The organism is Paenibacillus silviterrae (genome assembly GCF_030167925.1).
In the GTDB taxonomy this organism is placed as follows: Bacteria; Bacillota; Bacilli; order Paenibacillales; family NBRC-103111; genus Paenibacillus_G; species Paenibacillus_G silviterrae.
The window spans coordinates 2,003,532-2,030,103 of sequence record NZ_JASKUT010000001.1 but is presented as its reverse complement, the minus strand read 5'-3'; the positions used below and the strand labels follow the sequence as shown (position 1 = coordinate 2,030,103).

Sequence of the window (26,572 nt, the reverse complement as noted above, 5' to 3'; positions counted from 1 at the left end):
AGGATGCGAGATTCGCGTTACAGCAAGTTGTACGTGTTTGCCGGCACGTTGTCCGTGCTGACCTCACTTCTGTACTGGCTCACAAGCTCCGTAATCAAAGATACGTACTATCATTTCCTGGCATGGAACTTGCTGCTTGCATGGATCCCTTGTTTGTTGGCTACGGTTATGATCTATATCCATTCCCGCGGCTTCGGTTCCGGTTTTAGTAAACTGCTGATGCTCGGCCTGGGAGCGGGCTGGCTTTTGTTTTTTCCGAATTCGCCATACATTGTTACCGATTTGATCCATTTGACGCTCAAAAAGAACATGTATACGGCTTTCGGGGACTACTCGATCCGGTATTGGATCGATCTCGTATTGATCCTGTTGTTTGCGTGGAACGGGTTGCTGCTCGGGTTCCTTTCGCTTTATCAAGTGCAATCCATCCTTCATCGCAGGGGAAGACGATGGGCTTCATGGATTTTGGTCGGTTCGGTCTCCCTCTTGTCCGGTTACGGTATTTGGCTAGGCAGAGTACCTAGGCTGAACAGCTGGGATCTCCTCACGGACGGAGACCGGGTGATGGGTTTGATCGCCCGAAGCCTCTCGGTGCAAACCTTGTTGTTTACCCTGTTTTTCGGGATTTTGATCTTTGTGGTCTACATAACGTTCTATCAGCTATTACACGTTGCGCACGAAACAAAGCAGCAAGCATCTCCGTCAACATGAGGAGATGCTTGCTTTGATTTGGAGCAAGGTCCTTAGGCAAGGTGCTTTTGGACCATATTTACGTAGGCTTCCTTCGAGCGCAGACCTACCAGCTTATCCATCGGTTGACCGTCCTTGAACAGAATGACCGTAGGCATGGACATCACCCCGAAAGCAGAGGAGGTCACGGGCGATTCTTCAACATCAAGACTCAGTACGGATAAGCCGGAAGCCTCGCTCAGCTCATGCTCCAGCTCCTCTAGAATGGGAAGCAGAACCTTACAGGGGGGACACCATGCGGCCCCGAAATCCACCAGGGTGATACCTGACCCCGTAAGCTCTGTGAAATTGCTATCGTTCGCTTGCTTCAATGACATGCCGATCAGCCTCCGTCTCGTTTCGTATGGATCGAATCCGCTCGGCTAGGTTGCTTCGGATTAGCAGAAGCTGCTCGATCTGGGAATCAAGCTCCAGCAGCTTCTGCTCGTAGATCGGCAGCACCTGCCGGCAGAAGGCCTCTTTGTTTTGCAATACGCAGTGCAGGAAGCTTGCAATTTGCTCCGTCGTCAAACCAAGGCTAAGATAGAACTTAATCGTATTCAGCTGGTCGATATGAAGCGAATGATACAAGCGATATCCTTTCTCAGAGCGTCCGGAGGCAATTAAGCCTTGCTGCTCGTAGTAACGTATGGATCTAATGCTGACACCGGTCAACCGGGATAGCTCACCAATCTTCATCCTTCGCGCTCCTCTATCGTAACGGTTCGATGAATTCATTATAAACTCTGACATTAATGTCAGAGTCAACACTATTTATTTGCGAAGCTTATGCAGAAGTTAACTACCGAATGGGGGGATTATCATGTGGAGCTCAAGCTCGTACTGGCTGGGGTACATCGCGCTCGCCGTCGTCGTCGCCGGACTGATTGGATGGCTGACGGTCCGGGCACGAAGGAGCAGCAAGGTTACTTCTTTAACGAAATACAAGAAGACCAGGCACACGAAACAAGCATGCTCCTATTGCAGGAAAAAGGCAAGCGGCCTGACCTTTTATTCCGCCGGCGAAGGCAGGGTGGTGGGGATATGCCGGGATTGCAAGCCGAAGGCGGAGCGTCAAGAATTGCTGCCAATCTAGAGTCGTAAGACGAGCGAGCGCCGCATACAATGATTACCACTTATAATGGCGAGGTGGCGGCGAATGGAGCTCTTATTTGTAAGGCATGGGGAAGCGGAGCATCGAAAACAGAGTTCGGCCGATTATGCAGTTAAGGACCCGAAGCTTACGCAGAGCGGGCTCCAATATGCGCTGGAGCTTAAGAAAAGGTATCCGCTTACGGATGAGGATGCGGTCATCTCGGGACCGACCGTACGCACACTGCAGACAGCCCGGCTGTGGGCGGAGGGAACGGGCTGCTCCCGGTTTGTCCATCCGCTGGCAGGACCGAGACAGCATCCGTTCCGCTATGATTTTCACACGCTTCCCTGCGATTATTCCTTGGAGCCGGAGCGGATCGTTCAGGAATTCGGCGACTTCCTGCCGGCCTCTCATCTCCCCACCTATTTATGGCTTCAGGGAATTCACACGCTGCCGAAGCTCCTGTTTACCCAGCAGGCGGAACGCTTCCTCGAATGGTGCGGAGGCTTGGAGAAAGCGAGAGTGTGGGTCATTACGCATGCACGTACGATTCAGGCATTCCAGGAGCTGCTGCCCCCGGGCTCCGAGCGTTTAAAGGACGAAATGAAGCCGGTTGCCTTCAGCAACCAGGAGCCATGGAGATGGCCGTTGATCGGCTGATATCATTTCGACATTTTTCTACTTCAACGTTGGGTTGGCTTATGGTATAATCATACATTGTGATGTGCAAAAGTTTCGGTAGGGAGTGAGCAGCTTGTCTCTGATAGTTATGAAGTTCGGCGGAAGCTCGGTAGGAGATGCGGAGCGTATGAAGCGCGTGGCCGGCCGTATTGCTGAGGTTAGCGCACAAGGCCATAAGTGCGTAGTCGTCGTTTCCGCCATGGGCGATACAACGGACGATTTGATTGATTTGTCCAAGCAGATTTGTACCATTACTCCTCCAGCGCGTGAAATGGACATGCTGCTGACCACAGGCGAGCAGGTATCGGTTGCATTGCTCTCCATGGCGATCCAGAGCTTGGGTCAGAAGGCGGTTTCCTTTACAGGCTGGCAGGCGGGTATGTATACCGAAGCGGTTCATGGGAAGGCAAGAATTACCGATATTCAGCCCGAGCGTGTTCTGAAGGCACTTGATGCAGGGAATGTCGTCATTGTGGCCGGATTCCAAGGGATGACCGAGGAAGGGGAAATTACGACACTCGGCCGAGGCGGTTCGGATACAACGGCCGTTGCTTTGGCCGCAGCGATTCAAGCGGATGTCTGCGAAATTTTCACGGACGTTGATGGAGTCTACTCTACGGATCCGCGTGTTGTGAAGGTTGCCCGCAAGCTGAATGAAATTTCCTACGATGAGATGCTGGAGCTTGCTAATCTTGGCGCGGCTGTTCTTCATCCAAGAGCGGTGGAATATGCGAAAAACTACAATGTACCGCTGGTCGTCAGATCCAGCTTCAATCATAATCCAGGAACGAATGTGAAGGAGGAAGCAGCCATGGAACAAGGAATCGTGGTGCGCGGCATCGCTTACGATAAGAACGTAGCAAGAATCAGCATTTTGGGAGTGGAAGAGAAGCCGGGTCAGCTGGCGAAGGTATTTACGGCGCTCGCGAAGGAGCAAATTGACGTGGATATCATCGTTCAGAGCGGCACGCGCGACGGTCAGGCTGACTTTTCCTTTACCGTATCCCTCGGTGATAAAGAGAAGGCGCTGCAAGTGATCGAGAGCATCCGCGGAGCGGTTGGCTTCCGTGAAGTGACTTCCGAAGAAAACCTCGTGAAGGTTTCCATCGTAGGCGCGGGCATGGTGAGCACACCGGGTGTTGCGGCGAAAATGTTCGAGGTGATCTCCGACCTTGGCATCAGCATTATCATGGTCAGCACTTCCGAAATCAAGACCTCCTGTGTTATCGACAATACTCGTCTGAACGAGGTTGTGCAGGCGCTGCACACGGCGTACGGCTTAGACACAGACAAGGCCGCTTTCGTAGGCGGACCTTCAGAGAGACGATAAGTCAGGCGCAATAAGCATAGTCGCGCTTACCCTGAAGCCATGGAAGGCCGCAGGGAAGCCGCGAGCGTTCGCAAGGCCCACATAGAGATGTGGGTCTTTTTTTTTTAATGAAGGAGATTCTGCTGCCGGACCCGTCGGTTACTCTATGTTTATGAAGGGGGGCTTGGTTTAGAACCCTGCCGGCTGCGAGCTTAGACGAGCTGAAGCTTACCTTGCTGCACCATGGCAACCAGCGGCATCGTATTCACTTGGGAGCAGTATGCGACGTCCTCGGGAAATCCGATTTGCATCAGTCTTTTGCCGTTGGAGCATTGCTGCAGAGCCGCCAGTACATTGTCCTGAACTTGTCGATACGCATGAAGCATACTAAGTCCAAAGTCGTTCACCTGCACGCCGTCCCCTGCAAGCTCTATTAGCTCCTGCACTATAAGGCCGGCACAAAGACCGTCTTCTAAGGAAAAGACGTCTTGTGTGCCCGAACAGACGATCGCGATATCTTTACCCAGCTCGGCAGCCTTCATCGCACAAGCCCTGGCATTCAAGAGAGAGCCGATGAAAATATGGCTCGCCTTGGCCGACTTCTCAATGGCTCGGGTACCGTTCGTTGTGGTGATGACCAATGTTTTGCCGGCCACATGGTTGTCTTGATATTCGAGCGGAGAGTTGCCGAGGTCAAACCCCGGGATTCGTTTGCAATGTCGTTCTCCACCCAGCAAAAAACCAGGCTGATAAAGCTGCTTCGCTTGCTGTACGGTCTCGACGGGGTATATTTCCTTCGCTCCGTTCGCTAAGGCCGTAAGCATTGTGGATGTAGCCCTGAGTACATCGATCACGATGACAACCTTCTGCTGAACATCCTCCGCCTGCGCTTCATTGACGCTGGGAATCACATGAATGTACACGAATGAGCGCCTCCTTTTCATTGCCGCCTGCCTCAGATCAGCATCGGGATTACGATTCCCGAGATACCGCATCCGGAGTTTTCAGAGCCGTACGCTCCTTCCCCAAGTGCAGAGTGTCGGATCGGAGTCCGCGGCGAAGGGCTTCCAAGGAAATGACGTCGCTCGGGGCGATATTCCCAAGGTGGATCTCCGTTCCGAGCATATTCAGCAGATGCACCTGCTGATCCTTATGCGGAGCCTCCCATAGCAGAAGATCGCGGCTCGGAACTTGCTCCAGCACCATTTCGATATCCTTATCCTTACATTCCCCGTTATCATCAAAAATTCCTACGCCTTTGCCGGATTCCCTGCCTTCAATCGTGATCAGTCTGGCCCCCAGCTCCGAATCGGTCACAACCGTCTCAATAAGCTCCGTCATTTCGATCGTCGAGCCCCAGCACTTTTTTCCGTACTCCGTGATTACCGTAAAGCCTGCTTCTTTGCCGCGGACGATCAGCTCGCTGCGAAGGCTGCGATCGATCTCGATGGTTCCGTCGGATACCTCCACCGCATTGAAACCGAGGGCCGCGATCGTTTCGAAATACGCATCGATCAGTCCCTGCCGGATGGCGACCTCCAGAAACGTTCCGCCCGGATAGACCAATATGTCGTGCTCCTTGGCCTTTTCGATTTTTTTCTTCAGCAGTTCCAATGTATATAGCGGAGAGGTGCCAAAACCGATTTTGAGCATATCGATATGAGCCCCGGCCGTTTCAAGCAGGTCATCCAAAGCGTTCCACCCAAGCCCCTTGTCAATGACCATCGTCATGCCTTTGTCCCTGGGCTTCGCTTGTCGTGTCTCCGTGGGATCACTGAGCAGGGGATGCCACTGCAGTGGGGAACTAACCTCCATGATTATCGCCTCGCTGTAAAGAGAATTGGAATTTCTGTGTCATCATATGCATTTTTTCATGGGTGTGTGCCCTAATGAGGCTAAAATGAGACGGGCCTGCATAGATTGGAAGGGAAGGACATGTAGGGTGACTTTAAGGGAGGAGAAAGTGGAAATGCTGAACAAAATCGTATTGAGCATGGCGTCGCTAAGGCTGATGTCCGGAACGATCGAGATTATCGCCGCACTGATCATGCTGCGCTTGAACCAAATCGATAAGGCGTTGATGGTCAATTCCGGACTCGCTCTTGTGGGACCGCTGGTGCTTCTCGCGACGACAACGATCGGGCTCGTGGGCCTTGCAGATAAGCTCTCCTTTGGCAAGATGATGTGGGTTCTGGTAGGAGTTAGCTGCATTTTTATCGGAATCTTAAAAAAGTAATTAGCATATTTCAGTAGACAAGGCATACATATGGTTGTAAAAGATGGACAGGTCAGCCGACGTCTGCGTCAAGACACGCATGAGGTACGCTGGACCGGGGAGGTGCGATTCAGCATGAGATCCTTGCTCCCGTTGTTTTCTGTCCCTATGCAGCGCATTCTATCAAATCTACCAGATGAATGGCAGGAAGAGTTGCAAGAGATTCGCGTAAGGCAGGATCGGCCGCTGGAGCTGATCCGGGGCGCAAGCTACGGCTTCGTGCAACGGAACGGAAGCGTGAGCCCAAAGACGGAACAAGCTTATCGGCCTTCGCAAGAGGAATGCAGAACCCTGCTGGAGATGCTCACACAGCATTCGCTCTATACCTTCGAAGAGGAGCTGAAACGGGGCTTCATCACCGTCTCAGGCGGTCACAGGGTGGGACTGGCCGGGAGAACCCTGGTAGAGCAGGGAAAGGTCAAGCATCTTAAGGAAATCACCGGCTTCAATATCCGTATAGCACGAGAGTGGAAGGGCGTAGGGGAAGCGGTGCTGCCTTTCCTGATCGACCCTCTGTCCGGTTCCGTCAGGCATACGCTGGTCGTGTCTCCGCCGGGCGTAGGAAAAACGACGCTGCTTCGGGATATAGCGAGGCTGCTCAGCCAGGGGCATGCTCCTGCACGAAGCGGCTTCAAGGTGGGCGTCGTCGATGAACGATCCGAGCTTGCCGCCTGTGTTAAGGGAGTTCCGCTCTTCGATTTGGGACCGCGGACCGATGTGCTCGACGGCTGCCCTAAGGCGGAAGGGATGATGATGATGATCCGCTCGATGTCTCCGGAGGTGCTGGTAGCCGACGAGATCGGCCGGCCGGAGGATGCTTCGGCGGTTCGCGAGGCGCTCCATGCCGGCATCAGTGTCATCGCATCGGCGCATGGCCGGGATCTGGCGGATGCGAAGCGCCGGCCGATCTTGAAGGAGCTTCTGGAAGCGGGCATTTTCGAGCGAATTGCGGTGCTGGAGCGCAGGGCGGGAGAGAAGCGGCCGGGAATCTTCATCTGTAAGGCAGACGGTGCGAGATTGAATGAACAAAGAGCGTTCACGATCAAAGGAGGGAAGCCCTGATGAGGAAAGGCAAGCCGGCGCCGTCATTATGCTGAAGCTGTTCGGTGCAGCGCTGATCCTGCTGGCCGGTACGCTGTTCGGCTGGTACCAGGCGCTTCAGCTGTCTCGCAGGCCGACGCATATTGCCGAGTTGATCCGCGGACTTCAGCGGCTGGAAACGGAAATCGTTTACGGCTTCACCCCCCTCTCCGAGGCGCTCCGCTCCATCGGCGAACGCAGTCCCGGCCCGGTAGGAGCCGTATTCGCCCAAGCGGGTAAGGAGCTGAGCGAGCCCGCGGGAAGAAGTGCCCGGGACATCTGGCAGCATGTCATCGCCCAGCAGTGGCGCAACACCTCCATGAAGCCTTCCGAGCGCGAAATTGTATCCCAGCTGGGAGCGACATTAGGGCTAACCGACAGGGACGATCAGGTCAAGCATCTGCGGCTCGCCATTCTCCAGCTCCAAGGCGAAAACGAAACGGCCCGCGAGGAGCAGGCGAAATACGAGCGGATGTGGAAAAGCCTGGGGGTGCTGCTCGGTGCGCTCATCGTCATCATCATGTACTAGGGATGTAAGATTTTTGAAGGGCTTGAGGTGAGGTGCCGCCAATGAACGTGGATGTTAACGCGATATTTCAGATTGCCGGCATCGGCATCATTATCGCCATGATTCACACTGTGCTGAAGCAGATGGGAAAGGAAGACATGGCCCACTGGGTGACGGTCATCGGGTTCGTCGTGGTGCTCTTCATGGTGGTGAGTCTTCTGGACAGCTTGTTTAAAGAAATCAAAACGATCTTTCTATTCCAGTAGGTGAGCCGATGGAAATCATACAAATCGTAGGCCTCGGCCTCATTACGGCCATCCTGGTGCTGATCATTAAAGAGCAGAAGCCGATGTTCGCCTTCCTGCTTACCGCCTTCACAGGGATTACGATCTTCCTGTTTCTCATCGGGAAAATCTCAGCGGTGATCGAGGTGCTGGAGGAACTGGCGAATAAGGCTGACGTCAATATGGTGTTTCTGAAAACCGTGCTGAAAATCATCGGCATTGCCTATATCGCCGAATTCGGTGCACAGATCGTACGCGACGCCGGACTTGAGGCCGTTGCCTCCAAAATTGAGCTATCCGGCAAAATTCTCATTATGGTGATGGCGATTCCGATCGTATCGGTCATTATCGAAACCGTAGTCAAGCTTCTGCCCGCATAGGCGCGGAGGAAGCGGCAAGCGAACTAGGAGATGAAGCCATGCTGCAGCCATTGTTACACTCGAATCGACCCAGGCGGGTTCCGGCGCTATGGATCTGGATCGCACTTTTGACAGCGCTGCTGCTGGATACCGGAGGCGGGTTCGGCTGCTGGAAGCCGGGGAGCTGCCCAAGCACCGTTCATGCGGCAACGCCGGTAGAAGAGCTGATCCGCGAGCAAGCGGAAAGGCTGCCGATGGACCAGGTGGAGCAATTCTGGAGCCGGCTGGTAGGGCAGTACGGCGGATACTTTCCCGATAACCGGGCACCTACCTTCACCCAGCTGCTTCAAGGCAAGGCGGAGCTCAGCTTCACATCCTTTTTCTCCGGCTTGTTCCGTTATTTCTTTCATGAGCTGGTGCATAACGGCAAGCTGCTGGTGTCTATCGTGATCCTCTCGGTATTCAGCATGCTGCTGGAGACGCTCCAGAGCTCCTTCGAGAAAAATGCGGTCAGTAAAATTGCTTACGCGATCGCCTTTATGGTACTCATGATCATCGCCATCAACAGCTTCAGTGTTGCAATCGGTTATGCCAAAACGGCAATCACCGACATGATTCATTTTATGGTGGCCGTCGTCCCCTTGCTGCTCACCCTGCTGGCCTCAATGGGGAATGTCGTTTCGGTCTCCGTGCTTCATCCGCTGATCATCTTCATGATTCACGCTGTGGGAACCGCCATTTACTTTATCGTTTTTCCACTGCTGTTTTTCTCGGCGGTACTGCATATCGTCAGCTCGCTTTCGGATAAGTACAAGGTCACACAGCTGGCCAATCTTCTCCGAACAGTAGCTCTTGGCTGCCTGGGGGTATTTATTACCGTCTTCCTCGGTGTCATTTCGGTCCAGGGTGCGACGGGGGCGATTACGGACGGCGTTACGATCCGTACGGCCAAATATGTTGCCGGCAATTTCGTTCCGGTCGTAGGCCGCATGTTCTCGGATGCTTCGGAAACGGTTATCGGCGCTTCCTTGCTGGTGAAGAACGCGGTCGGGCTCGTCGGGGTCGTTATCATCCTGGTGCTCTGTGCCTTTCCTGCTTTGAAAATTCTGGCATTAGCCTTCATATATAACTTTTCAGCAGCCGTCATGCAGCCCTTGGGCGACAACCCGATGATCTCCTGTCTGGAAACGTTAGGAAAAAGCTTGATTTATGTATTCGCCGCGCTGGCGGTAGTCGGGCTGATGTTCTTTCTTGCCATTACGATTCTGATCGCCGCGGGCAATGTATCCGTCATGATGAGGTGACGCTCGCAGCCGCCGCGGTTCATTCGCAAAGCGCTTGGAGGTGAGAAGTCCCATGGACTGGTTAAGCGGCTGGCTGAAATCGATCATCCTGGTCATCCTGCTGGCCACCTTCATCGATCTGCTGCTTCCGAATCAAACGATGCAGCGTTATGTCAAAACCGTCATGGGCTTGTTCATTCTTTTGACGTTGCTTCATCCCCTGTTCTCCCTGTTTCAAAAAAATAACCAGGTAGAAGAAATGCTGGCCGGCGCGCTGTTCAAGCAGGATGCGTCAAACAGCGGTCCATTCACCTTAACGGCCGGCAGCTCGCCGGTAACCGGGCAGGTGGAGTCGCTGCCGTCGATACAGCAGCAAGCGGAGGCGCTTCGCGCAAAGCAGGAGCAGCAGGCCCATCACCTGGTGCAGCAGCAGGCGGCCGAGGTGATAAAGCGAAGCATTGAACAGAACCTCGGAGTCAAAGTCGGGCAGGTACAGGTGGAAACCACGACGGATGCGAGCGGGAATAAGGTGATCGGTCATGTCGCCGTTGCGCTGAATGCCGAGGTCAAGCCGCAGAAGAGGGAAGGCAAGGCGCTCCCGTCAGAGCCGATTCGCCCTGTCCAGCCTGTGCAGATCCAGATCGAATCCGGGGCTGCCCTCCCGGCCAAGACGAAGGAGGCTCCGGCGCAGCAGGCTTTGGAGGCATCGGCTCCGGAGCTGGAGCAGAAGCGAACGCAGGTAGTTCATCTGCTGAGGCAAAATTGGCAGCTGCAGGAGCAGCAGGTCACGGTCAGCTGGCTGGATGCCAAAACGAAGTACTAAGGCTAGTAGGGCAGATTTCACACTGGAGGTGAACCGATGGGCAAATGGCAATGGATGGAGAAATGGCTCGGCGGCGGAACGGGCGGAACGAAGCGGTTGAATACGTTTCGCTGGCTGCTTCTTATGGGGCTGGCAGGTGCAGCGTTTATGATACTGAACTCTTTTATCACGGTAAAAGAGGTCGATCCCATTGGTGAGGGCAGGGCATCCCCGCCGCAGGAAACTAAGCCGGTTTTCGGCTTGGGCGGCAGCAAGGAGCAAACCTCCTTTCGCGAATACGAAGAGGCGTATCAGCAGCAGTTAAAGGAAATCTTAACGAAAATCGTCGGTGTCGGAGAGGTCGAGGTGCTCGTAACGATCGAATCGACGGAAGAGATCAATGTAGAGCGCAATACCAAGGAGGATCAGCAGGTTACGAATGAGCGGGACCAGCAGGGGGCGACCCGGAATATCACGAATGTGACACGGTCAGGCGAGGTCGTCATCTACCAAGTGTCAGGGGGTCAACAGCCGCTGATCGTGAAGACCATCAAACCAAAGATACGTGGGGTTCTGGTGGTAGCGAAGGGCGCAGAGAATTTGACGGTGAAGAAAATGATATCCGAGGCGGTGGAACGAGGACTGGACGTTCCCGCACACCGCATCTCGATTATGCCGAGAAAGCAATAAGCTGTTTGTAACCATATATCATCCTAAGGACAATTTAAGGAGGAATAAGAAATGAATACAAAGCGTCAAACCGTTTGGCTGGTATCGATGTTAAGTTTGATGGTCGTGCTGTCGGCCTACTACTTGTTCACGGAGGATGTCAACGATCTGAACTTTAACGCAACGGGAACCACATCGAAAGAAGTCGTCGTCACAGGACTTGAGCCAAAGACTAACGCGGCGCCGCAAGCGGCTCCTGCTGCCGAGGACAAGAAGCAAGCGCCAGCCGATGCAGCCAAGACAGATCCGAAGGCAGATCCGAAAGCAAGCAGCACCAAAACCGACCAGCCGTCCGCCGCACAGCCTGACGGCAAATCCGGTGCCGCCGCACAGCCGGTTTCCTCGAATCAAGCAAGCTCTGACGCGAAGATCATCCAGCAGGTTCAGGCTTCGGCCCAAGCAAAGTCCGGCAGCGACTATTTCGTGAATCTCCAAATGAAGCGCAACGAGGAGTTTACCAAGCAATTCGAGAAGCTGATGGCGATCATTGTAGAGCCAGCTAAGAACAGTGCGGAAGCGACAGCGAAGGCGCAAGAGGATCTGCGCAAGCTTGAGGATCTGGAAGCCAAGTTCACCAACCTGGAAGAGACGCTGCTTAAGGATTTCCCGCAAGCCGTCGTAACGCAAGAGGCAGGCAAGTATAAAGTAACGGTTCAAGCGACAAAGCTGGAGAAGAGCCAAGCTCTGAGCATCGCCGATAAAACGATGGAGCAGCTGGCGATCGGACCGGACAACATTGCCATCACCTATGTACCGTAAACCCGAATGAAACCAAGCCGCAGATGCCGAAGCATCTGCGGTATTTTTTCCTCTGCTCCTTGCCTTCCGCCATTGTCGAGAAACGACGCTTTATGACTAAGTACTAAGAAAGTCTTCCCTTCAAACAAGATTATGATATAATAACAACGTCGTTTATGTTTCACCAACGTCCGAAGGAGTGAACGTATTGTTTAAACTTAGCGAAATCAAAGAACTTATTAAACTAGTAGATCAAACCTCGCTGCAGGAGCTCGAGATCGAAAGCGAAGGCTCGCGCCTTTTCATTCGTAAACCGAATAAAACCGAATCTGTCGTCGTCGCTTCCGCACCGGTTCAGCAGACCTACGCGCCTGTCGCTGCCCAAGCCGCGCAGCCTGTTGCTGCTGTACAAGCCGCTGCGACGTCTGCTCCGGAGGCGGACAAGAAGCCGGCAGCTGACGCCAATTTACATAAAATCGTATCTCCTATGGTAGGAACCTTCTATGCCGCTCCGTCCCCTGGCGCAGCCAACTACGTATCCAAGGGCAGCGAAGTGAAGGAAAAGACGATTGTTTGTATCATCGAAGCGATGAAGCTGATGAACGAAATCGAAGCGGAAGTAAAAGGCGAAATCGTCGAGGTGCTGGTTGAGAACGGTCAGCTGGTGGAATACGGACAGCCGTTGTTCCTTGTGAAAACAGTCTAGCTTGTACTAGGAGGATACCGACTTGAAGTTTCATAAAATATTGATAGCGAACCGCGGCGAGATTGCCGTCCGGATTATTCGTGCCTGCAAAGAGCTCGGGATTTCTACCGTAGCGGTTTATTCCGAGGCTGACCGGGATTCGCTTCACGTGCGATTGGCTGATGAAGCGTATTGTATCGGACCGACTCTGTCCAAGGACAGCTATTTGAACTATACCAATATTATGAGCGTGGCCACGCTTACCGAGACGGATGCCATTCATCCGGGCTATGGCTTCCTTGCGGAGAATGCGGATTTTGCCGATATTTGCGAAAGCTGCAACATTACCTTCATCGGGCCGTCGCCGGACGCGATCAGCCGGATGGGCGATAAATCCGTAGCGAAGCAGACGATGAAGGACGCGAACGTACCGGTGATTCCGGGCTCCGACGGCCTCATCGAGGACATGGACGAAGCGATTCGTCTCGGACGGGAGATCGGTTACCCGCTGATCATTAAGGCAACGGCCGGCGGCGGAGGCAAGGGAATCCGGATCGCCGAGGACGAAGAAGCGCTGGTTCAGCAAATTACGCAGGCGCAGCAGGAAGCACAGAAAGCTTTCGGCAATGCGGGCGTATATTTAGAGAAGTATTTGACCGGCATGAAGCACGTTGAGATCCAGATCCTGGCGGATAAGCACGGCAATGTCGTGCATCTGGGCGAGCGGGATTGCTCCGTGCAGCGCCGTCGTCAGAAGCTGGTAGAGGAAGCTCCGTGTCCCGTGCTGACGCCGGAGGTGCGGGAGCAGATGGGCGAAGCGGCGATTCGCGCAGCGAAGGCCGTTGATTATTCCGGTGCCGGTACGCTCGAATTCCTTTTGGGTCCGGACGGGCAGTTTTATTTTATGGAAATGAATACAAGAATCCAGGTAGAGCATCCGGTCACCGAGATGATCACCGGAATCGATATTATCAAGGAAATGATCCGCATCGCCGAAGGCGAGCCGCTCTCGTTCACTCAGGAGGACGTGGTCATCAACGGCTGGTCGATCGAGTGCCGCGTCAACGCAGAGGATGCAACGCGCAATTTCATGCCTTCTGCCGGGCAGATTCAGTTTTATTTGCCTCCGGGCGGCTTTGGGGTGCGTGTGGATAGCGCGGCGTACCCGGGCTATACGATTTCTCCTCACTATGATTCGATGATCGCGAAGCTGATCGTATGGGGCAAGGACCGGGACGATGCCATTGACCGGATGAAGCGCGCCTTGGCGGAATTTACGATTGAAGGGATTCACTCCACGATTCCGTTCCATATGAAGCTGCTGGAGCACAAGAAATTTATCGCCGGCGACCATGACATCAAATTTCTGGAAGAGCACGATGTAAACGATCCGAATTCGTAACACCGCTCATTTCGTTGTCATAATTTTGCGAGAATGGTATAGTATACAATAAGACAAAAAGACAAGTTTGGAGCTGCTGTTGATAGCAAGTGCTAGCCCTGCATGCATTAAACTTGGAGGAGGACACAATCCATGAGTATCATTGCTGCGGATTATGAGAAGACCGAGATGGGCACGATTCAGATCGCTCCAGAGGTGATTGAGATCATTGCGGGAATGGCTACGGTTGAAGTGCCGGGAGTAGCGGGAATGAGCGGCGGATTCGCCGGAGGCATTGCTGAGCTTCTCGGACGGAAGAACATGTCCAAAGGCGTGAGAGTCGAGGTAGGGCAGCGGGAAGCTTCCATTGACGTGTCCGTCGTTATCGAATTCGGCACTCGTATTCCTGAAGTGGCAAGTGCGGTTCAACAGAATGTGAAGAACGCCATCGAGTCGATGACAGGGCTTCACGTCGTACAAGTGAATGTGCATATTCATGATGTGATTTTTAAAGGCGCGGAGAAGCCGGTGGAAGACATCGAAGTGACCCCGAATCGCGTGAAATAAAGCAAGTTCGAAGACCCGCATATCGTAAGGTGGAACCCCCTGCTCAAGTACAGGGGGTTTCCGCCATATAACGGAAGGAGTCAGGCCCCGTGGTCAAAGTATTGGACAGACTATTACTTGTGCTGTACAGCCTCGCTGTACTTCTCGTTTCGCTCGTAGTACTAACTGCTGCCTTTGGTCTGATTTCGTTTAACCAAGCAGGAAATTTCGCGCATGACGTCTATTATGATTTAGATACGGCGCTAGTATTCATTTCGGCAACCGTAATTATCGCCTTGCTGAGCATTCGATTCCTGTATATCTCCCTTCGCAGGGGAAGAGCGGCGGTGCCTTCGATCGATCAGCGCAACGAATTCGGCGATATACGGATTTCCCTGGAGACGGTTGAAAATTTGTCGCTTAAGGCGGCGAACCGTACGCGCGGAGTTCGGGATCTGCGTTCCCGAGTTAGAGTGAACCAGGCTGGGCTGGAGCTCGAAATTCGCGCAATCGTAGAGGGAGACAGCCCGATACCGCAGCTTACCGAAGAGATGCAATCGAACGTGAAACAGCACATTGAAGACATTACCGGCATTCCTGTGGCTTCGGTTACGGTGTTTATTGCGAATATCGCGCCGTCGTCACCAACCTTCAAGAGTCGAGTGGAATAGAGGTGAGCTCCCGGGATGTGGAAGCAATTGTGGGAACGGCTACTCGAGAATCATCGGGGGAAAACCCTCGGTTTTCTGGTCGGCATCATCCTGGGCTTTATTTATTTGGTCTGGGGACTGTGGGATATGTTAATCTTTGCCCTAATCGTATATACTGGATATTATATAGGGAAAAAGATCGACCGGAATGAGCCGGTGTTTCCCGCTGAAGACACTTGGCGCTGGCTGATGGACAGATGGAGATTGTTCCGATAACATCCTTGGGTTACGCCTAAGGGTGTTTTTCTTTAAGTGACAGAGGAGGCCTATGATGAGGCGCAGATTAGCAAGAGAATTGGCAGTGCAAAGCTTGTACCAAATGGAAATGAACGAAGTACCGCTCCGGGAAGCGATCGTGCATGTTATCGAAGAAGCGAGTAACGAGGACGAGGCACAGCTTACCAAGGAAAAGGATCAGATTGCCCCTCAGTTCGTAACGGAGCTCGTGGAGGGTACGGTGCAAAACAAACAGCAAATCGACTCGCTGCTGGCCGACTATTTGAAGGGCTGGCAAATGGATCGTCTGTCCCGGGTGGATCGGGAGATTTTGCGTTTGGCTACATACGAGATGGTGTATCGCGAAGACGTCCCGCCTAAGGTAGTAGTGAACGAAGCCATCGAAATGGCCAAAAATTTCGGTACGGAGGAATCCGGTAAGTTCGTAAACGGCGTCCTTGGCAAAATGATTAAGGACCTGGACAAGCTGCGGGAGAAGCCGGTAACGGAACAGCCATAACATTATTGAGATAAGGGTAAAGGGGGAGCCATATCATGTCTGCACATGTTGTCAACGGAAAGGAAATCGTCAGCTCATACCGGGCTGATATTAAGGAGCAGGTCGAGCAGCTGAAGGAGCGGGGAATCCAGCCGGGCCTGGCTGTCGTCATCGTCGGAGACGATCCTGCTTCTCACGTATATGTACGCAACAAAGCGAAGGCCTGTGAAGAAGCGGGGATGCATTCCGAGGTGTACAAGCTCCCTGAGGCCACTCCGGAATCGGAAGTGATGGAGCTGATCGGGAAGCTGAACCGGGATGACAAAATTCACGGCATTCTGGTGCAATCGCCCTTGCCGAAGCATATCAACGAAGAGCGGCTGGTTGAGGGGATTGCTCCCGAGAAGGATGTCGACTGCTTCCATCCGGTAAATGTAGGGAATTTGGTCATCGGCAAGGAGGGGCCGGCTCCTTGTACGCCTGCCGGAGTGATCGAAATTTTGAAAAAGGAAGGCGTCGAGCTCGCCGGCAAACACGCCGTCGTAATCGGACGAAGCAATATTGTAGGCAAGCCGATGGCACTTCTGCTGCTTAGGGAGAATGCGACTGTGACGGTCTGTCATTCCCGTACGAAAAATATGGAAGAGATCACGCGTCAAGCCGATATTCTCGTCGCAGCTGTCGGCAAAGCGAAGATGATCAAGAAAGAGCACGTGAAACCGGGCGCTGTCGTCATTGATGTAGGGATCAACCGTCTGGATACCGGCAAGCTGGCGGGCGATGTCGATTTCGACGATGTGGTCGATACGGCCGGTATCATTACGCCGGTACCGGGATGTGTCGGTCCGATGACGATCACCATGCTGCTCCGCAATACGCTGGAGTCTGCCGCTCGTACGGCCGAAGCTCAAGTGAGCCGATAACGCATGAAGGATCAGCGGCAAATTCTCTCTATTAAAGAACTGAACCGATTCATCAAAATGCTGCTGGAGAGCAACAACCGGCTACAGGATGTGTGGGTGAGGGGAGAGATTTCGAACTTCACGCACCACTCCAGCGGGCATATGTATTTTACATTGAAGGATGCCGACAGCAGGCTCAAGAGCATCATGTTTGCTTCGCATAATCAAAGGCTCGGCTTTATTCCCAAGGAAGGCAGCAAGGTACTTGCTTGCGGGAACATTTCCGTCTATGAACGCGACGGGGCTTATCAGTTCTATGTGACCCAGATGCAGCCGGACGGGATCGGCAGCTTGTACCTTGCCTTCGAGCAGCTGAAAAAGAAGCTGGAGGCTGAAGGGCTGTTCGCCAAGGAGCGCAAGAAGCCGCTGCCGCGGTTTCCCCGGGCGATCGGCGTCATTACCTCCCCGACAGGGGCTGCGGTTCGCGACATTATGATTACGCTGCAGCGGCGGTATCCTTCCGTCCCCATTTTGCTGCACCCTGTGCTGGTACAGGGTACGCAAGCAGCTCCTTCCATCGTGAAAGCGATTCAAACGATGAATGCAAGGCAGGAGGTCGACGTTCTCATCGTCGGCCGTGGCGGCGGGTCGCTTGAGGAGCTGTGGGCCTTTAACGAAGAAGCGGTGGCCCGTGCCATTTACGCTTCGGCTATACCAATAATATCCGCTGTCGGTCACGAGACGGATTTTACAATCGCTGATTTTGTAGCGGATTTACGCGCGGCAACGCCTACAGCTGCTGCGGAATTGGCCGTGCCGCATCAGCTGGAGCTGAAGCAGCAGCTAAGCTATATTCAGCAGCAGCTTTACGGGGGGCTCAGCAAGCAGCTCAAGCAGCGTCAGGAGCAGCTCAAGCGGCTTCAGAGCTCTCCCTATCTTCAGAATCCGAAACGTCAGCTGCTGGTTCAGCCAATGCAGCGTCTTGACCGGTTGAAGGACCAGCTGCAGTATAAGATGACCTCGCGTATGGCCAAATCCCAGGAGAAATTGATGCGGACGGAACGGAGACTGGCGGCGTTTAATCCTAAAGACCAGGTTCTTTTTGCACGTAAACGATTGGCAGCAGCGGGCCATGGCTTGCGGCAGTCCATGCTGGCGGTTCATAAGGAAAAGCAGCGTGAGCTTGTTTCCGCCATGAGACATTTGGATGCCCTTAGTCCGCTGAAAATTATGCAGCGAGGGTACGGACTCGTATATGATGAGAAGGAAAAGCAGTTGATTAAATCGGTGGAGCAGGTGCAGATCGGTGATGTAATTAAGCTCCGGCTCATCGACGGCCGGGTTGACTGCCATGTTTGGTCGATGGAGGAGAAGAAGAATGACAAACCAGGAAACAACACCTAGCTTTGAGGAAGCCATGGATCAGCTGGAACGCATCGTCGCGATGCTGGAAAGCGGAGATGTTCCTTTGGAGAAAGCGATTGAGCTGTTTCAGGAAGGGATGAAGCTGTCCCAGCTGTGCGGCCAGAAGCTAGAGCAGGTGGAGCGCAAAATTGAAGTGCTGCTGGAGCAGGAAGGCGGATTAGTGAAGAAGCCGTTCCAGCCCGGGACAGAGGGTGAAGCGCGATGAGTACGGAAACGGCGCAGATTCAAACGTATTTAGCGGAGCAGGCTGCCTTGATTGAGAAAGAGCTGGCCGATTCTCTGCCGAGCGACTGGAAGGTACCGGCACCTCTAAGAGAAGCTATGATGTACTCCCTGCTTGCAGGAGGCAAACGTCTAAGACCGGTTATGGTACTCGAAGCGGCGAAGGCGCTCGGCGGGGATGAGAAGGCGGCGCTCCCCGTCGCATTGGCAGTGGAGATGATCCACACGTATTCCTTGATCCATGATGACCTTCCGGCAATGGACAATGACGATTACCGGCGCGGCAAGCTTACGAACCATAAGGTTTACGGGGAAGCGATGGCCATTTTGGCCGGGGATGCTCTGCTGACCCATGCCTTTTATTCGATCGTTCAAGCCTATCGTACTCACGGGGTATCGGCGGAGAGCGTTGCCGATATCGTAGAAGAGCTGTCCCGTCTTGCAGGCGCACAGGGCATGGTGGGCGGCCAGGCGGCCGATATGGAGGGAGAGCAGGGCTTAACCAGTCTGGAGCAGCTGGAGTACATCCACTATCACAAGACAAGTGATCTGATCGTCTTCTCGCTGAAGGCGGGCGGGCGTATTGCTTCGGCTTCGAAGGAGCAGCTGGCTGCGCTCGAGCGGTTCGGCTCGAATCTGGGGCTTGCTTTTCAAATTCAAGATGATATTCTCGATCTAGTAGGCGACGAACAAAAGCTGGGGAAGCCGGTACAAAGCGATGTCAAACAGCAGAAGGTCACTTACCCTTTCTTTATTGGTATTGAGGCCTCCAAAGCGAAGGTCGAAGAGTTGACCAGACAGGCGAAGCAGGCTATTATCGAGGCTTCCTTCCCGCATCCGGAGAGACTGCTCCAAATCGCCGATTTCTTGATGCGGCGGGATCACTAAACGGCTGCTTGTACAACTTTTGTACTAAGATTGATTTGAGACGTTGCTTCCGCGTATGTTATAATGAGGAAAGTCTGGAGTTACAGGAGATTTGCACATCGCAATGAATATCATTTCTTTTCACTCTAAGTTCTCCCACCGTTCGGGAGAATTTTTATATCGTTACGACAACAACCTATGGAAAGCGAGGAAACGTGAGTGCTGCTTGATCTGATACATCAACCTGAAGACCTGAAGCGCTTCTCCCCCGATCAGCTGGAGCAACTGGCTGCAGAAATCAGACAGTTCTTGGTGGAGAAGCTTTCGGTCACCGGCGGACATCTCGCTCCTAACCTGGGTGTAGTCGAATTAACGATCGCCCTGCATTATTTATTTAACAGTCCGCAGGACAAATTTATTTTTGACGTGGGTCATCAATCCTACGTACATAAGATTCTTACCGGACGGAAAGACCGTTTCGATACGCTTCGCAAATACAAGGGACTATGCGGCTTCGTAAAGCGCTCCGAGAGCAAGCATGACGTGTGGGAGGCGGGACACAGCAGCACCTCCTTATCGGCTGCGATGGGGATGGCTACGGCCCGTGATCTGAAGGGTGACAATAACAGGGTAGTGGCGATTATCGGTGACGGTGCTCTTACAGGCGGTATGGCCTTGGAGGCACTTAATCATATCGGACACGAGAAGCGCAACCTGATGGTTATCCTGAATGACAACGAGATGTCTATTGCTCCCAATGTAGGGGCTCTGCATAATTATTTAGGAAAAATCCGTTCCGATAAGCATTACGTCAAGGCGAAAGAAGAAGTAGAGCACCTGATCAAGAAAATTCCCGCCATCGGCGGAACGTTGGCCAAGACGGTAGAAAAGCTGAAGGACAGCCTTAAATATCTGCTCGTTTCCGGCGTCCTTTTCGAGGAGCTCGGATATACGTACTTAGGACCGATTGACGGACATAATCTTCCGTTAATGCTTGAGACGCTACGTCGGGCGGACAGCATTACAGGACCTGTATTGGTTCATGTCGTTACAACAAAAGGAAAGGGCTATTCGCCGGCTGAGGAGGATTCGCATACTTGGCACGGGATTAGTCCATACAAGATCGAATCGGGCCAAGTGCTGAAGACGGCAGGACCTCCGATGTATACCGAGGTGTTCGGTAATACGCTGATAGAACTGGCTAAGAAGGATCCTCGGATTACGGCCATTACACCGGCGATGCCCGGCGGCTCGGGGCTGCTGAAGTTTGCGGAGCAATTCCCCGATCGCATGTTCGATGTCGGGATCGCGGAGCAGCATGCGGCTACATTCTCCGCAGCGCTGGCCAGCGAAGGAATGAAGCCGGTATTCGCTGTCTATTCGACCTTCCTGCAGCGTGCCTACGACCAGGTAGTACACGATATATGCCGCGCTAACCTGAATGTAATTTTTGCCATTGACCGCGCCGGCTTCGTTGGTCCGGACGGGGAGACGCATCAGGGCGTCTATGACATCGCGTATCTTCGCAGCATTCCGAACATGGTGCTAATGATGCCTAAGGACGAGAATGAGCTTCGTCACATGATGAGGACGGCCGTTGACTACAACGACGGACCGATTGCGATAAGATATCCGCGTATTAATGGCTTAGGAGTGTCCATGGACGAACCGATGACTCCGCTGCCGATCGGATCCTGGGAGGTGCTGCGTCAGGGTGATGCGGCTGCCATTCTCGCGATGGGACCGATGCTTCCGGTCGCTCTGGAAGCGGCGGAGCTGATGAGCAAGGAAGGCCAGCAGGTCCGCGTCATTAACGCACGGTTCATCAAACCGATGGATGAAGCGATGCTGCTTCAGCTGGCGAAGGAGGATCTGCCGATCATTACGCTGGAGGAAGGCGCTCAGCAAGGCGGCTTTGGCAGCGCGGTGCTCGAGTATTATTCCAACCAGAACCTATACGGTATGCGTGTGAAGGTCATCGGCATTCCGGATTATTTCGTCGAGCACGGCTCGGTGAAGGAGCAGCGGCAAGAGGTCGGGCTAACGTCCGAGAGAGTCGTCGCGGAGCTTCAGTCGTTAGTACCCCGCAAACGTCAAAGAGCTTAGCCGACTAACTGGCATTTCCGCAGCATAATAACTGGTAGGAGCAATTCCATTCATGGCAGCAGATAAGGAACGGCTTGATGTCCTGTTGGTGGAACAGGGATTATTTGATACAAGAGAAAAGGCGAAGGCTGCTATTATGGCAGGTCTGGTGCTGGTGGATGACGAACGGATCGACAAGGCTGGAACCAAAATCGCCCGAACCGCCCGCATTATCGTGAAGGGGGCGCTTCACCCCTACGTCAGCCGCGGCGGACTCAAGCTTGCGAAGGCATTGGAGCAATTCCAAATTGATCTTCAGGGCGTTACTATGCTGGATATAGGCGCATCAACTGGAGGCTTTACGGATTGCGCGCTTCAGAACGGGGCTTCCTACGTATATGCCATTGACGTCGGTTACAACCAGCTGGACTGGTCGATCCGTAATGACGCCCGAGTCCATGTCATGGAGCGGACTAACTTCCGCTACATGACGCCGGAGGATCTTAAGGGACCTTCCCCTACGTTTGCGTCCATTGACGTATCGTTTATTTCGTTAAAGCTCATTCTTCCCCCGCTGAAAGCACTGCTTACAGCGGAAGGAGAAGTCGTGGCGCTGATTAAACCGCAGTTTGAGGCCGGGCGCGAGAAGGTAGGCAAGTCCGGCGTGGTTCGCGACCCTTCCACCCATAGAGAAGTGTTAGAATCGACGCTGGCCTTCGCCGCGGCTGCCGGCTTTACCTTGAAGGGACTTACGTTCTCGCCGATCAAAGGCGGAGAAGGAAACGTAGAGTTTCTGGCTTATTTCTCTGTAAACCCGAATACGGAGCAGGCAATCGGTCCTGAGGAACAGGAACGACTCATACAGCAAGTGGTCAGCGAAGCGCAAAACCTGCAAAACTCATCCCTCGGATGAGTTTTTTGGCGTTTTTAAGAGGAGAATCCGGTGATGTCAGCGAATACTAATCCGAGGTGATTCCATGCAGAATGGAGACGGTGTCGTCATTTTTCTGCTCATTGCGGCGCTTATGGCTTGGCTAATTTTGTACATCAAAAAGAAGATGCAGGAAACGGTTGAGGCAGGAGGACCGATCGGTCTGATCCAGGAAGAGGAAGTTCCCGAGGATGAAACGACGATATTGCTTGAGGAGCATGGGTACCGAACCGTCTGCGGGAAGAAGCGAATTCCTATTGATATTCAGGTCAATGGAGTCGAAGTGCTTCAAAGCCGGTTGTTTTTGGATTATATTGTAGAGAAGGACGAGCAATATTATGTGGTAAAGCTAGCCAAGGAGCGAAAGCCGATGGAGATGACCGGCAGCTCCGTACGAGAGCACCTGCTCATATATCAGTATATTGTCCCGAAGATGAACGGAGTCATTTATGTACAGCTGGCCGCAAGGCAAATCGATGTTTTCGAGTTCCGCACGGAGCTAACGGATTTATAATCATAAGCCCGTAAAGGGCAGGAGGCTTTGCATGAAAGGTCAACGACATATTAAGATACGTGAAATCATTACGAATAACGAAATCGAAACGCAGGATGAGCTGGTGGAGCAGCTTCGCGCAGCGGGGCTTCATGTAACGCAGGCAACCATTTCACGCGATATTAAAGAGATGCATCTCGTGAAGGTCCCTCTTGAAGACGGACGCTACAAGTATTCAATGCCGGCTGATCAGCGCTATAATCCGACACAGCGGCTGAAGCGGGCGCTGAACGACCACTTTATGCACATTGATTATACAGAGAATCTGGTCGTTCTCAAAAGCTTGCCTGGAACCGCTAATGTCATCGGCGCATTGATAGACAGCCTGGAATGGAATGAGATCATGGGAACGATTTGCGGTGACGATACGATTTTGATCATCTGCCGCAACAAGGAACATAGCACGCACGTCGTGAATCAAATTTTGGGGATGCTTAGCTAGTCTTCATAAGAGTATGCTGAGTGATTTCATTAAGAGGTGTAATCAAACATGCTGCTGGAGATGACCATACGGAATTTGGCGGTAATCGAAGAGGTCCATTTGCATTGCAAGCAAGGCTTTCATGTCCTGACGGGGGAGACGGGTGCAGGGAAGTCGATCATTATCGATGCCTTAAGCCTGATTGCAGGGGGGCGCAGTTCCTCGGATTTGGTTCGTTACGGTAACGACAAGGCTACAATCGAAGCGCTGTTTCAATTGGACGACAAACACCCGGTCAGGGAAGTTTTGCGCAGAATGGGTATAGAAGCGGCCCCGGAGGAGCATCTTATCATTCGCAGAGAAATAACGGCGCAAGGAAAAAGCACGAGCCGTATCAACGGGCAGCTCGTGAATTTATCCATGCTGAAGGAAGTCGGCGAATATTTAGTCAACATTCACGGTCAGCATGAGCATCAATCCTTATTTAAGGTGGAAGAACACATACGTTGGCTGGATGCCTTCGGGGAATCGCAGATTCGCCCGAAAAAGCAAGCCTATCAATTGATATATGACGAGTATATGCAAATTCGCAAGGAGCTTAAGGATTTACAGGAAACGAGCCAGCAATCGCTGCAAATGATGGATTTATATCGCTTCCAGATGGAGGAAATCATCACGGCAAAGCTGAAGCCGGGGGAAGATGAAGCACTATTGGAAGAGCGGAAGAAGCTCTCCAATGCCGAGAAGCTGTATCAGAACGCTGCGGATGCTTATGAGCTTTTGTACGGGGGCAAAGGGGTCGGACTTGACGCGATAAGCCGAGCGGTACAGAAGCTGCAGGATATCGCAGCATTGGATCATACGCTCCAGCCGCTGGTGGAGCAGGCGCAAGGAGCATTCTACCAACTGGAGGATGCCGCTTATCAGGTGCGCGATTATCGCGATAATATCGAGTTCAATCCGTCACGGTTGGATTATATCGAGCGACGTCTGGATACATTGTCTTCCTTGCGAAGAAAATATGGGGATACGGTCACCGACATCCTTGCCTATTTGCAAAAGATTACGCAGGAGCTCGACAAAATCGAGAATAAGGACGAGAAGCTTCAGCAGCTGCAGAAGCAGGAGAAGGAAGCGAGGGAGCGGCTTCAGGTTACTGCCGCCGAGCTGACGAATGCCAGAGGGCTTGTGGCCTTGCAGCTAGCCGACGAGATCGTTAACGAGCTGCGCGATCTCCAGATGGAGCGCACGCAGTTCAAGGTTCAAATTGCACCGCTCCAGGAGCGGTTCACTCGCGACGGTGCAGATCAAGTCGAATTCCTTATCTCGGCGAACCCTGGGGAACCGCTGAGATCGTTAAGCAGGATTGCCTCAGGCGGTGAGATTTCCAGGGTTATGCTAGCGTTGAAGTCCATTTTTGCCCGTGTCGATCAAATTCCTGTACTGGTCTTTGACGAAGTCGATACGGGGGTCAGCGGACGCGCGGCGCAAGCGATTGCCGAAAAGCTGTCGGTGCTTTCGAGGGAATGCCAGGTGTTCTCCATTACCCATCTTCCTCAAGTGGCCTGTATGGCCGACGCGCATTATTACATTAATAAAATGACCGATGGAGACCGGACCTTTACCCGAATCGACGATCTGCCGCTGCAGGGACGAATCAGTGAGCTGGCCCGGATGCTCGGCGGCGTGGAGGTAACTGGCAAAACCATGGAGCACGCGAAAGAAATGCTGAACCTGGCCGACGAAAAGAAACGGCAGTTGGCATAATATCTCGTGGCATCATTTTAAAGTTATAAAACAAAAGGCGAGGGGTTACCTTAAAGGTACACAAACGGCGGTACTGCCAAAGCAGCCAGGCCGGGCGCACACATCAGCAGCCCAGGTGCCGCTAAACAAAGGAAGCAAGGGAGCGTGAGCGAATTGAGTTCCAACCAGAGAAAAAGATTGATTGGATTAATGCTCGTCCTCTTCGTTTGTTTGGGTAGCCTATCCTCGCCTTTCCGTAGTTTTGCCTCATTCCCCGAGGAAATTCGCCTTTTCACAGGCCAGCAAACCAATTTGCAACTGGACATGCCCGTTAGTGCACAGGTCACGCTGAACCACCCGGAGATCCTGAAGGTCAACGGCACGGCTAAGCACTCATTCCAAGTGGATTTACATCATCCGATTTCGGTGGAGTCTTACAAAGCAGGGCAAGCGGAAATGAAGCTGAAGCTGTTCGGCAAAATTCCGTTGAAAACCGTCAAGGTAAACGTGGTTCCCGATCTGAAGGTTATTCCCGGCGGTCAAACGATCGGCGTGAAGCTGAAGTCGGCAGGTGTGCTTGTCGTGGGTCATCACTTGGTTTCAGTTGCGGAGGATAAAAAAATTTCTCCGGGAGAGGAAGCAAAAATCCAGCTTGGCGATTTGATTGTAAAGATGAATGGGAAAGCTATTACCGATGTCAGTAAGGTGGCGGATTTGGTGAAGGCGGCCGGCGAAGCGAAGAAGCCGCTCGAGTTGACAGTTCAACGCAATGGGCAAACCATCGATATTCCGTTGCAGCCTGCATATGATGTTGTGGACAAAGCTTACCGTCTAGGACTATATATTCGTGACTCGGCAGCCGGAGTCGGCACGCTGACCTTTTATGCCCCGGATCAGGGCGTTTACGGCGCTCTAGGGCACGTAATAACCGATATGGATACCCAAACCCCTATTGTTGTCGGCGGTGGGGAAATCGTGCACTCCAATGTGACGTCCATTTCCAAGAGTCAGAACGGAGAGCCTGGGGAGAAGCGGGCCCAATTCTCTAAGGAAAGCAAAGTGCTTGGGAATATTGAGAAGAACACGCAGTTCGGTATATTCGGCAAAATGTACGGGGCCCCTGATCACAGCTTAACGAATCAAGCATTGCCGGTAGCCTTTGCTGAAGAGGTGAAGGAAGGTCCCGCTCAAATCTACACGGTGCTAGGCGGACAAAAGGTCGAGAAGTTCGATATCGAGGTTGTTCACGTAGCGAAGCAGGATTTCCCCGCGACCAAAGGGATGGTCATTAAAATTACGGACCCTCGACTGCTTGATAAAACGGGAGGAATCGTTCAGGGCATGAGCGGCAGCCCGATTATTCAAAACGGTAAAGTGATCGGCGCGGTAACTCATGTATTCGTGAATGACCCTACAAGCGGCTATGGCTGTTTCATCGAATGGATGCTGCAGGATGCCGGTATCATGCTGAGGCCATCTCAAGGATCAGAACTAAAGGCGAGCTAAATGC

General features: G+C 52.9%; 33 protein-coding genes. 29 read left to right on the top strand and 4 right to left on the bottom strand.

What is annotated here, in order from left to right; all coding sequences use genetic code 11:
- Positions 1 to 3: 3 nt before the first annotated feature.
- A complete protein-coding gene (locus QMO62_RS09035) occupies positions 4 to 711 on the top strand; it encodes a DUF1361 domain-containing protein (RefSeq protein WP_284640464.1) in 708 nt (235 codons plus the stop codon).
- Positions 712 to 743: 32 nt separating this feature from the next.
- On the opposite strand, the gene QMO62_RS09030 is transcribed toward QMO62_RS09035, so the two are convergent.
- Positions 744 to 1,067: a thioredoxin family protein gene (locus QMO62_RS09030; RefSeq protein WP_284640462.1), complete on the bottom strand. Its 324-nt coding sequence runs from the start codon at positions 1,065 to 1,067 to the stop codon at positions 744 to 746.
- Positions 1,042 to 1,428, bottom strand: a complete 387-nt coding sequence (locus QMO62_RS09025; protein ID WP_284640460.1) for a MerR family transcriptional regulator — start codon at positions 1,426 to 1,428, stop codon at positions 1,042 to 1,044. Before QMO62_RS09025 ends, QMO62_RS09030 begins: the two co-directional genes overlap by 26 nt.
- A 124-nt stretch (positions 1,429 to 1,552) precedes the next feature.
- Here QMO62_RS09025 and QMO62_RS09020 point away from each other — a divergent pair, with 124 nt between their 5' ends.
- The 3 genes from QMO62_RS09020 to QMO62_RS09010 all read left to right on the top strand — a co-directional run bounded on the left by QMO62_RS09020 (position 1,553) and on the right by QMO62_RS09010 (position 3,836).
- Entirely contained in the window at positions 1,553 to 1,825 is a 273-nt protein-coding gene (locus QMO62_RS09020; RefSeq protein ID WP_284640458.1) for a hypothetical protein, read from the top strand.
- A gap of 63 nt (positions 1,826 to 1,888) precedes the next feature.
- A complete protein-coding gene (locus QMO62_RS09015) occupies positions 1,889 to 2,485 on the top strand; it encodes a histidine phosphatase family protein (RefSeq protein ID WP_284640456.1) in 597 nt (198 codons plus the stop codon).
- Between the two features lie 94 nt (positions 2,486 to 2,579).
- On the top strand, positions 2,580 to 3,836 hold the full coding sequence (locus QMO62_RS09010; RefSeq protein WP_284640453.1) for an aspartate kinase: 1,257 nt from the start codon (positions 2,580 to 2,582) through the stop codon (positions 3,834 to 3,836).
- Between the two features lie 191 nt (positions 3,837 to 4,027).
- Here QMO62_RS09010 and QMO62_RS09005 read toward each other — a convergent pair whose 3' ends face one another.
- Together QMO62_RS09005 and comA are read right to left on the bottom strand one after the other, a co-directional pair.
- Entirely contained in the window at positions 4,028 to 4,738 is a 711-nt protein-coding gene (locus QMO62_RS09005; RefSeq protein ID WP_284640451.1) for a 2-phosphosulfolactate phosphatase, read from the bottom strand.
- A 49-nt stretch (positions 4,739 to 4,787) separates the two neighbouring features.
- Positions 4,788 to 5,630 carry a phosphosulfolactate synthase gene (comA, locus tag QMO62_RS09000; RefSeq protein WP_284640449.1) on the bottom strand — a complete coding sequence of 281 codons (843 nt, stop codon included), beginning with the start codon at positions 5,628 to 5,630 and terminating at the stop codon, positions 4,788 to 4,790.
- 154 nt (positions 5,631 to 5,784) lie between these two features.
- On the opposite strand from comA, the gene QMO62_RS08995 reads away from it, so the two are divergent.
- From QMO62_RS08995 to spoIVB, 25 genes are all read left to right on the top strand, one after another.
- Positions 5,785 to 6,051 carry a YqhV family protein gene (locus QMO62_RS08995; RefSeq protein WP_284640447.1) on the top strand — a complete coding sequence of 89 codons (267 nt, stop codon included), beginning with the start codon at positions 5,785 to 5,787 and terminating at the stop codon, positions 6,049 to 6,051.
- 114 nt (positions 6,052 to 6,165) lie between these two features.
- Positions 6,166 to 7,152 carry a stage III sporulation protein AA gene (gene spoIIIAA / locus QMO62_RS08990; protein ID WP_284644902.1) on the top strand — a complete coding sequence of 329 codons (987 nt, stop codon included), beginning with the start codon at positions 6,166 to 6,168 and terminating at the stop codon, positions 7,150 to 7,152.
- Positions 7,153 to 7,180: 28 nt separating this feature from the next.
- Entirely contained in the window at positions 7,181 to 7,699 is a 519-nt protein-coding gene (gene spoIIIAB / locus QMO62_RS08985) for a stage III sporulation protein SpoIIIAB (protein ID WP_284644901.1), read from the top strand.
- A 41-nt stretch (positions 7,700 to 7,740) separates the two neighbouring features.
- Positions 7,741 to 7,944 (top strand): stage III sporulation protein AC, encoded by a 204-nt coding sequence (spoIIIAC, locus tag QMO62_RS08980; RefSeq protein ID WP_089199203.1) that lies wholly within the window; start codon positions 7,741 to 7,743, stop codon positions 7,942 to 7,944.
- Between the two features lie 8 nt (positions 7,945 to 7,952).
- Entirely contained in the window at positions 7,953 to 8,342 is a 390-nt protein-coding gene (gene spoIIIAD, locus QMO62_RS08975) for a stage III sporulation protein AD (protein ID WP_284640443.1), read from the top strand.
- 38 nt (positions 8,343 to 8,380) lie between these two features.
- A complete protein-coding gene (gene spoIIIAE, locus QMO62_RS08970; protein ID WP_284640441.1) occupies positions 8,381 to 9,625 on the top strand; it encodes a stage III sporulation protein AE in 1,245 nt (414 codons plus the stop codon).
- Positions 9,626 to 9,677: 52 nt separating this feature from the next.
- Positions 9,678 to 10,427 carry a stage III sporulation protein AF gene (spoIIIAF, locus tag QMO62_RS08965; protein ID WP_284640439.1) on the top strand — a complete coding sequence of 250 codons (750 nt, stop codon included), beginning with the start codon at positions 9,678 to 9,680 and terminating at the stop codon, positions 10,425 to 10,427.
- 36 nt (positions 10,428 to 10,463) lie between these two features.
- A complete protein-coding gene (gene spoIIIAG, locus QMO62_RS08960; RefSeq protein WP_284640437.1) occupies positions 10,464 to 11,096 on the top strand; it encodes a stage III sporulation protein AG in 633 nt (210 codons plus the stop codon).
- A 51-nt stretch (positions 11,097 to 11,147) separates the two neighbouring features.
- Positions 11,148 to 11,894 (top strand): SpoIIIAH-like family protein, encoded by a 747-nt coding sequence (locus QMO62_RS08955; protein WP_284640435.1) that lies wholly within the window; start codon positions 11,148 to 11,150, stop codon positions 11,892 to 11,894.
- Between the two features lie 187 nt (positions 11,895 to 12,081).
- Positions 12,082 to 12,579, top strand: a complete 498-nt coding sequence (gene accB / locus QMO62_RS08950) for an acetyl-CoA carboxylase biotin carboxyl carrier protein (RefSeq protein ID WP_284640433.1) — start codon at positions 12,082 to 12,084, stop codon at positions 12,577 to 12,579.
- Positions 12,580 to 12,601: 22 nt separating this feature from the next.
- A complete protein-coding gene (accC, locus tag QMO62_RS08945) occupies positions 12,602 to 13,960 on the top strand; it encodes an acetyl-CoA carboxylase biotin carboxylase subunit (protein WP_284640432.1) in 1,359 nt (452 codons plus the stop codon).
- Positions 13,961 to 14,092: 132 nt separating this feature from the next.
- The gene (locus tag QMO62_RS08940) at positions 14,093 to 14,506 is read left to right on the top strand and encodes an Asp23/Gls24 family envelope stress response protein (protein ID WP_284640430.1); all 414 of its coding nucleotides are present in this window, start codon (positions 14,093 to 14,095) and stop codon (positions 14,504 to 14,506) included.
- A gap of 89 nt (positions 14,507 to 14,595) precedes the next feature.
- Positions 14,596 to 15,156 carry an alkaline shock response membrane anchor protein AmaP gene (amaP, locus tag QMO62_RS08935; RefSeq protein WP_284640428.1) on the top strand — a complete coding sequence of 187 codons (561 nt, stop codon included), beginning with the start codon at positions 14,596 to 14,598 and terminating at the stop codon, positions 15,154 to 15,156.
- Positions 15,157 to 15,171: 15 nt separating this feature from the next.
- Positions 15,172 to 15,411 carry a DUF2273 domain-containing protein gene (locus QMO62_RS08930; RefSeq protein WP_284640426.1) on the top strand — a complete coding sequence of 80 codons (240 nt, stop codon included), beginning with the start codon at positions 15,172 to 15,174 and terminating at the stop codon, positions 15,409 to 15,411.
- A 55-nt stretch (positions 15,412 to 15,466) separates the two neighbouring features.
- Positions 15,467 to 15,931, top strand: coding sequence for a transcription antitermination factor NusB (gene nusB / locus QMO62_RS08925; protein ID WP_284640425.1), 465 nt, complete (start codon positions 15,467 to 15,469; stop codon positions 15,929 to 15,931).
- A gap of 35 nt (positions 15,932 to 15,966) precedes the next feature.
- A complete protein-coding gene (folD, locus tag QMO62_RS08920; RefSeq protein WP_284640423.1) occupies positions 15,967 to 16,833 on the top strand; it encodes a bifunctional methylenetetrahydrofolate dehydrogenase/methenyltetrahydrofolate cyclohydrolase FolD in 867 nt (288 codons plus the stop codon).
- Between the two features lie 3 nt (positions 16,834 to 16,836).
- A complete protein-coding gene (gene xseA / locus QMO62_RS08915; RefSeq protein WP_284640421.1) occupies positions 16,837 to 18,216 on the top strand; it encodes an exodeoxyribonuclease VII large subunit in 1,380 nt (459 codons plus the stop codon).
- Complete coding sequence (gene xseB, locus QMO62_RS08910; protein ID WP_284640419.1) at positions 18,191 to 18,442, top strand: exodeoxyribonuclease VII small subunit; 252 nt, start codon at positions 18,191 to 18,193, stop codon at positions 18,440 to 18,442. Before xseA ends, xseB begins: the two co-directional genes overlap by 26 nt.
- Positions 18,439 to 19,347 carry a polyprenyl synthetase family protein gene (locus tag QMO62_RS08905; protein WP_284640418.1) on the top strand — a complete coding sequence of 303 codons (909 nt, stop codon included), beginning with the start codon at positions 18,439 to 18,441 and terminating at the stop codon, positions 19,345 to 19,347. The genes xseB and QMO62_RS08905 overlap by 4 nt, the downstream gene beginning before the upstream one ends.
- 198 nt (positions 19,348 to 19,545) lie before the next feature.
- Positions 19,546 to 21,432, top strand: a complete 1,887-nt coding sequence (gene dxs, locus QMO62_RS08900) for a 1-deoxy-D-xylulose-5-phosphate synthase (RefSeq protein WP_284640416.1) — start codon at positions 19,546 to 19,548, stop codon at positions 21,430 to 21,432.
- A gap of 52 nt (positions 21,433 to 21,484) precedes the next feature.
- The gene (locus QMO62_RS08895) at positions 21,485 to 22,324 is read left to right on the top strand and encodes a TlyA family RNA methyltransferase (RefSeq protein WP_284640414.1); all 840 of its coding nucleotides are present in this window, start codon (positions 21,485 to 21,487) and stop codon (positions 22,322 to 22,324) included.
- Positions 22,325 to 22,388: 64 nt separating this feature from the next.
- Complete coding sequence (locus QMO62_RS08890) at positions 22,389 to 22,856, top strand: hypothetical protein (protein WP_284640413.1); 468 nt, start codon at positions 22,389 to 22,391, stop codon at positions 22,854 to 22,856.
- A 31-nt stretch (positions 22,857 to 22,887) separates the two neighbouring features.
- A complete protein-coding gene (ahrC, locus tag QMO62_RS08885; RefSeq protein WP_284640410.1) occupies positions 22,888 to 23,337 on the top strand; it encodes a transcriptional regulator AhrC/ArgR in 450 nt (149 codons plus the stop codon).
- 48 nt (positions 23,338 to 23,385) lie between these two features.
- On the top strand, positions 23,386 to 25,083 hold the full coding sequence (recN, locus tag QMO62_RS08880; protein ID WP_284640408.1) for a DNA repair protein RecN: 1,698 nt from the start codon (positions 23,386 to 23,388) through the stop codon (positions 25,081 to 25,083).
- A gap of 153 nt (positions 25,084 to 25,236) precedes the next feature.
- Positions 25,237 to 26,568: a SpoIVB peptidase gene (gene spoIVB, locus QMO62_RS08875; protein ID WP_284644900.1), complete on the top strand. Its 1,332-nt coding sequence runs from the start codon at positions 25,237 to 25,239 to the stop codon at positions 26,566 to 26,568.
- Positions 26,569 to 26,572: the final 4 nt, after the last annotated feature.

Bases quoted from the DNA above. Each gene is read 5' to 3' on its own strand.
- QMO62_RS09035 (WP_284640464.1), top strand. From the start codon at position 4: ATGCGAGATTCGCGTTACAGCAAGTTGTACGTGTTTGCCGGCACGTTG.
- QMO62_RS09030 (WP_284640462.1), bottom strand. From the start codon at position 1,067: ATGTCATTGAAGCAAGCGAACGATAGCAATTTCACAGAGCTTACGGGG.
- QMO62_RS09025 (WP_284640460.1), bottom strand. From the start codon at position 1,428: ATGAAGATTGGTGAGCTATCCCGGTTGACCGGTGTCAGCATTAGATCC.
- QMO62_RS09020 (WP_284640458.1), top strand. From the start codon at position 1,553: ATGTGGAGCTCAAGCTCGTACTGGCTGGGGTACATCGCGCTCGCCGTC.
- QMO62_RS09015 (WP_284640456.1), top strand. From the start codon at position 1,889: ATGGAGCTCTTATTTGTAAGGCATGGGGAAGCGGAGCATCGAAAACAG.
- comA (WP_284640449.1), bottom strand. From the start codon at position 5,630: ATGGAGGTTAGTTCCCCACTGCAGTGGCATCCCCTGCTCAGTGATCCC.
- QMO62_RS08995 (WP_284640447.1), top strand. From the start codon at position 5,785: ATGCTGAACAAAATCGTATTGAGCATGGCGTCGCTAAGGCTGATGTCC.
- spoIIIAA (WP_284644902.1), top strand. From the start codon at position 6,166: ATGAGATCCTTGCTCCCGTTGTTTTCTGTCCCTATGCAGCGCATTCTA.
- spoIIIAB (WP_284644901.1), top strand. From the start codon at position 7,181: ATGCTGAAGCTGTTCGGTGCAGCGCTGATCCTGCTGGCCGGTACGCTG.
- spoIIIAC (WP_089199203.1), top strand. From the start codon at position 7,741: ATGAACGTGGATGTTAACGCGATATTTCAGATTGCCGGCATCGGCATC.
- spoIIIAD (WP_284640443.1), top strand. From the start codon at position 7,953: ATGGAAATCATACAAATCGTAGGCCTCGGCCTCATTACGGCCATCCTG.
- spoIIIAE (WP_284640441.1), top strand. From the start codon at position 8,381: ATGCTGCAGCCATTGTTACACTCGAATCGACCCAGGCGGGTTCCGGCG.
- spoIIIAF (WP_284640439.1), top strand. From the start codon at position 9,678: ATGGACTGGTTAAGCGGCTGGCTGAAATCGATCATCCTGGTCATCCTG.
- spoIIIAG (WP_284640437.1), top strand. From the start codon at position 10,464: ATGGGCAAATGGCAATGGATGGAGAAATGGCTCGGCGGCGGAACGGGC.
- QMO62_RS08955 (WP_284640435.1), top strand. From the start codon at position 11,148: ATGAATACAAAGCGTCAAACCGTTTGGCTGGTATCGATGTTAAGTTTG.
- QMO62_RS08940 (WP_284640430.1), top strand. From the start codon at position 14,093: ATGAGTATCATTGCTGCGGATTATGAGAAGACCGAGATGGGCACGATT.
- QMO62_RS08930 (WP_284640426.1), top strand. From the start codon at position 15,172: ATGTGGAAGCAATTGTGGGAACGGCTACTCGAGAATCATCGGGGGAAA.
- nusB (WP_284640425.1), top strand. From the start codon at position 15,467: ATGAGGCGCAGATTAGCAAGAGAATTGGCAGTGCAAAGCTTGTACCAA.
- folD (WP_284640423.1), top strand. From the start codon at position 15,967: ATGTCTGCACATGTTGTCAACGGAAAGGAAATCGTCAGCTCATACCGG.
- xseA (WP_284640421.1), top strand. From the start codon at position 16,837: ATGAAGGATCAGCGGCAAATTCTCTCTATTAAAGAACTGAACCGATTC.
- xseB (WP_284640419.1), top strand. From the start codon at position 18,191: ATGACAAACCAGGAAACAACACCTAGCTTTGAGGAAGCCATGGATCAG.
- QMO62_RS08905 (WP_284640418.1), top strand. From the start codon at position 18,439: ATGAGTACGGAAACGGCGCAGATTCAAACGTATTTAGCGGAGCAGGCT.
- QMO62_RS08895 (WP_284640414.1), top strand. From the start codon at position 21,485: ATGGCAGCAGATAAGGAACGGCTTGATGTCCTGTTGGTGGAACAGGGA.
- QMO62_RS08890 (WP_284640413.1), top strand. From the start codon at position 22,389: ATGCAGAATGGAGACGGTGTCGTCATTTTTCTGCTCATTGCGGCGCTT.
- ahrC (WP_284640410.1), top strand. From the start codon at position 22,888: ATGAAAGGTCAACGACATATTAAGATACGTGAAATCATTACGAATAAC.
- recN (WP_284640408.1), top strand. From the start codon at position 23,386: ATGCTGCTGGAGATGACCATACGGAATTTGGCGGTAATCGAAGAGGTC.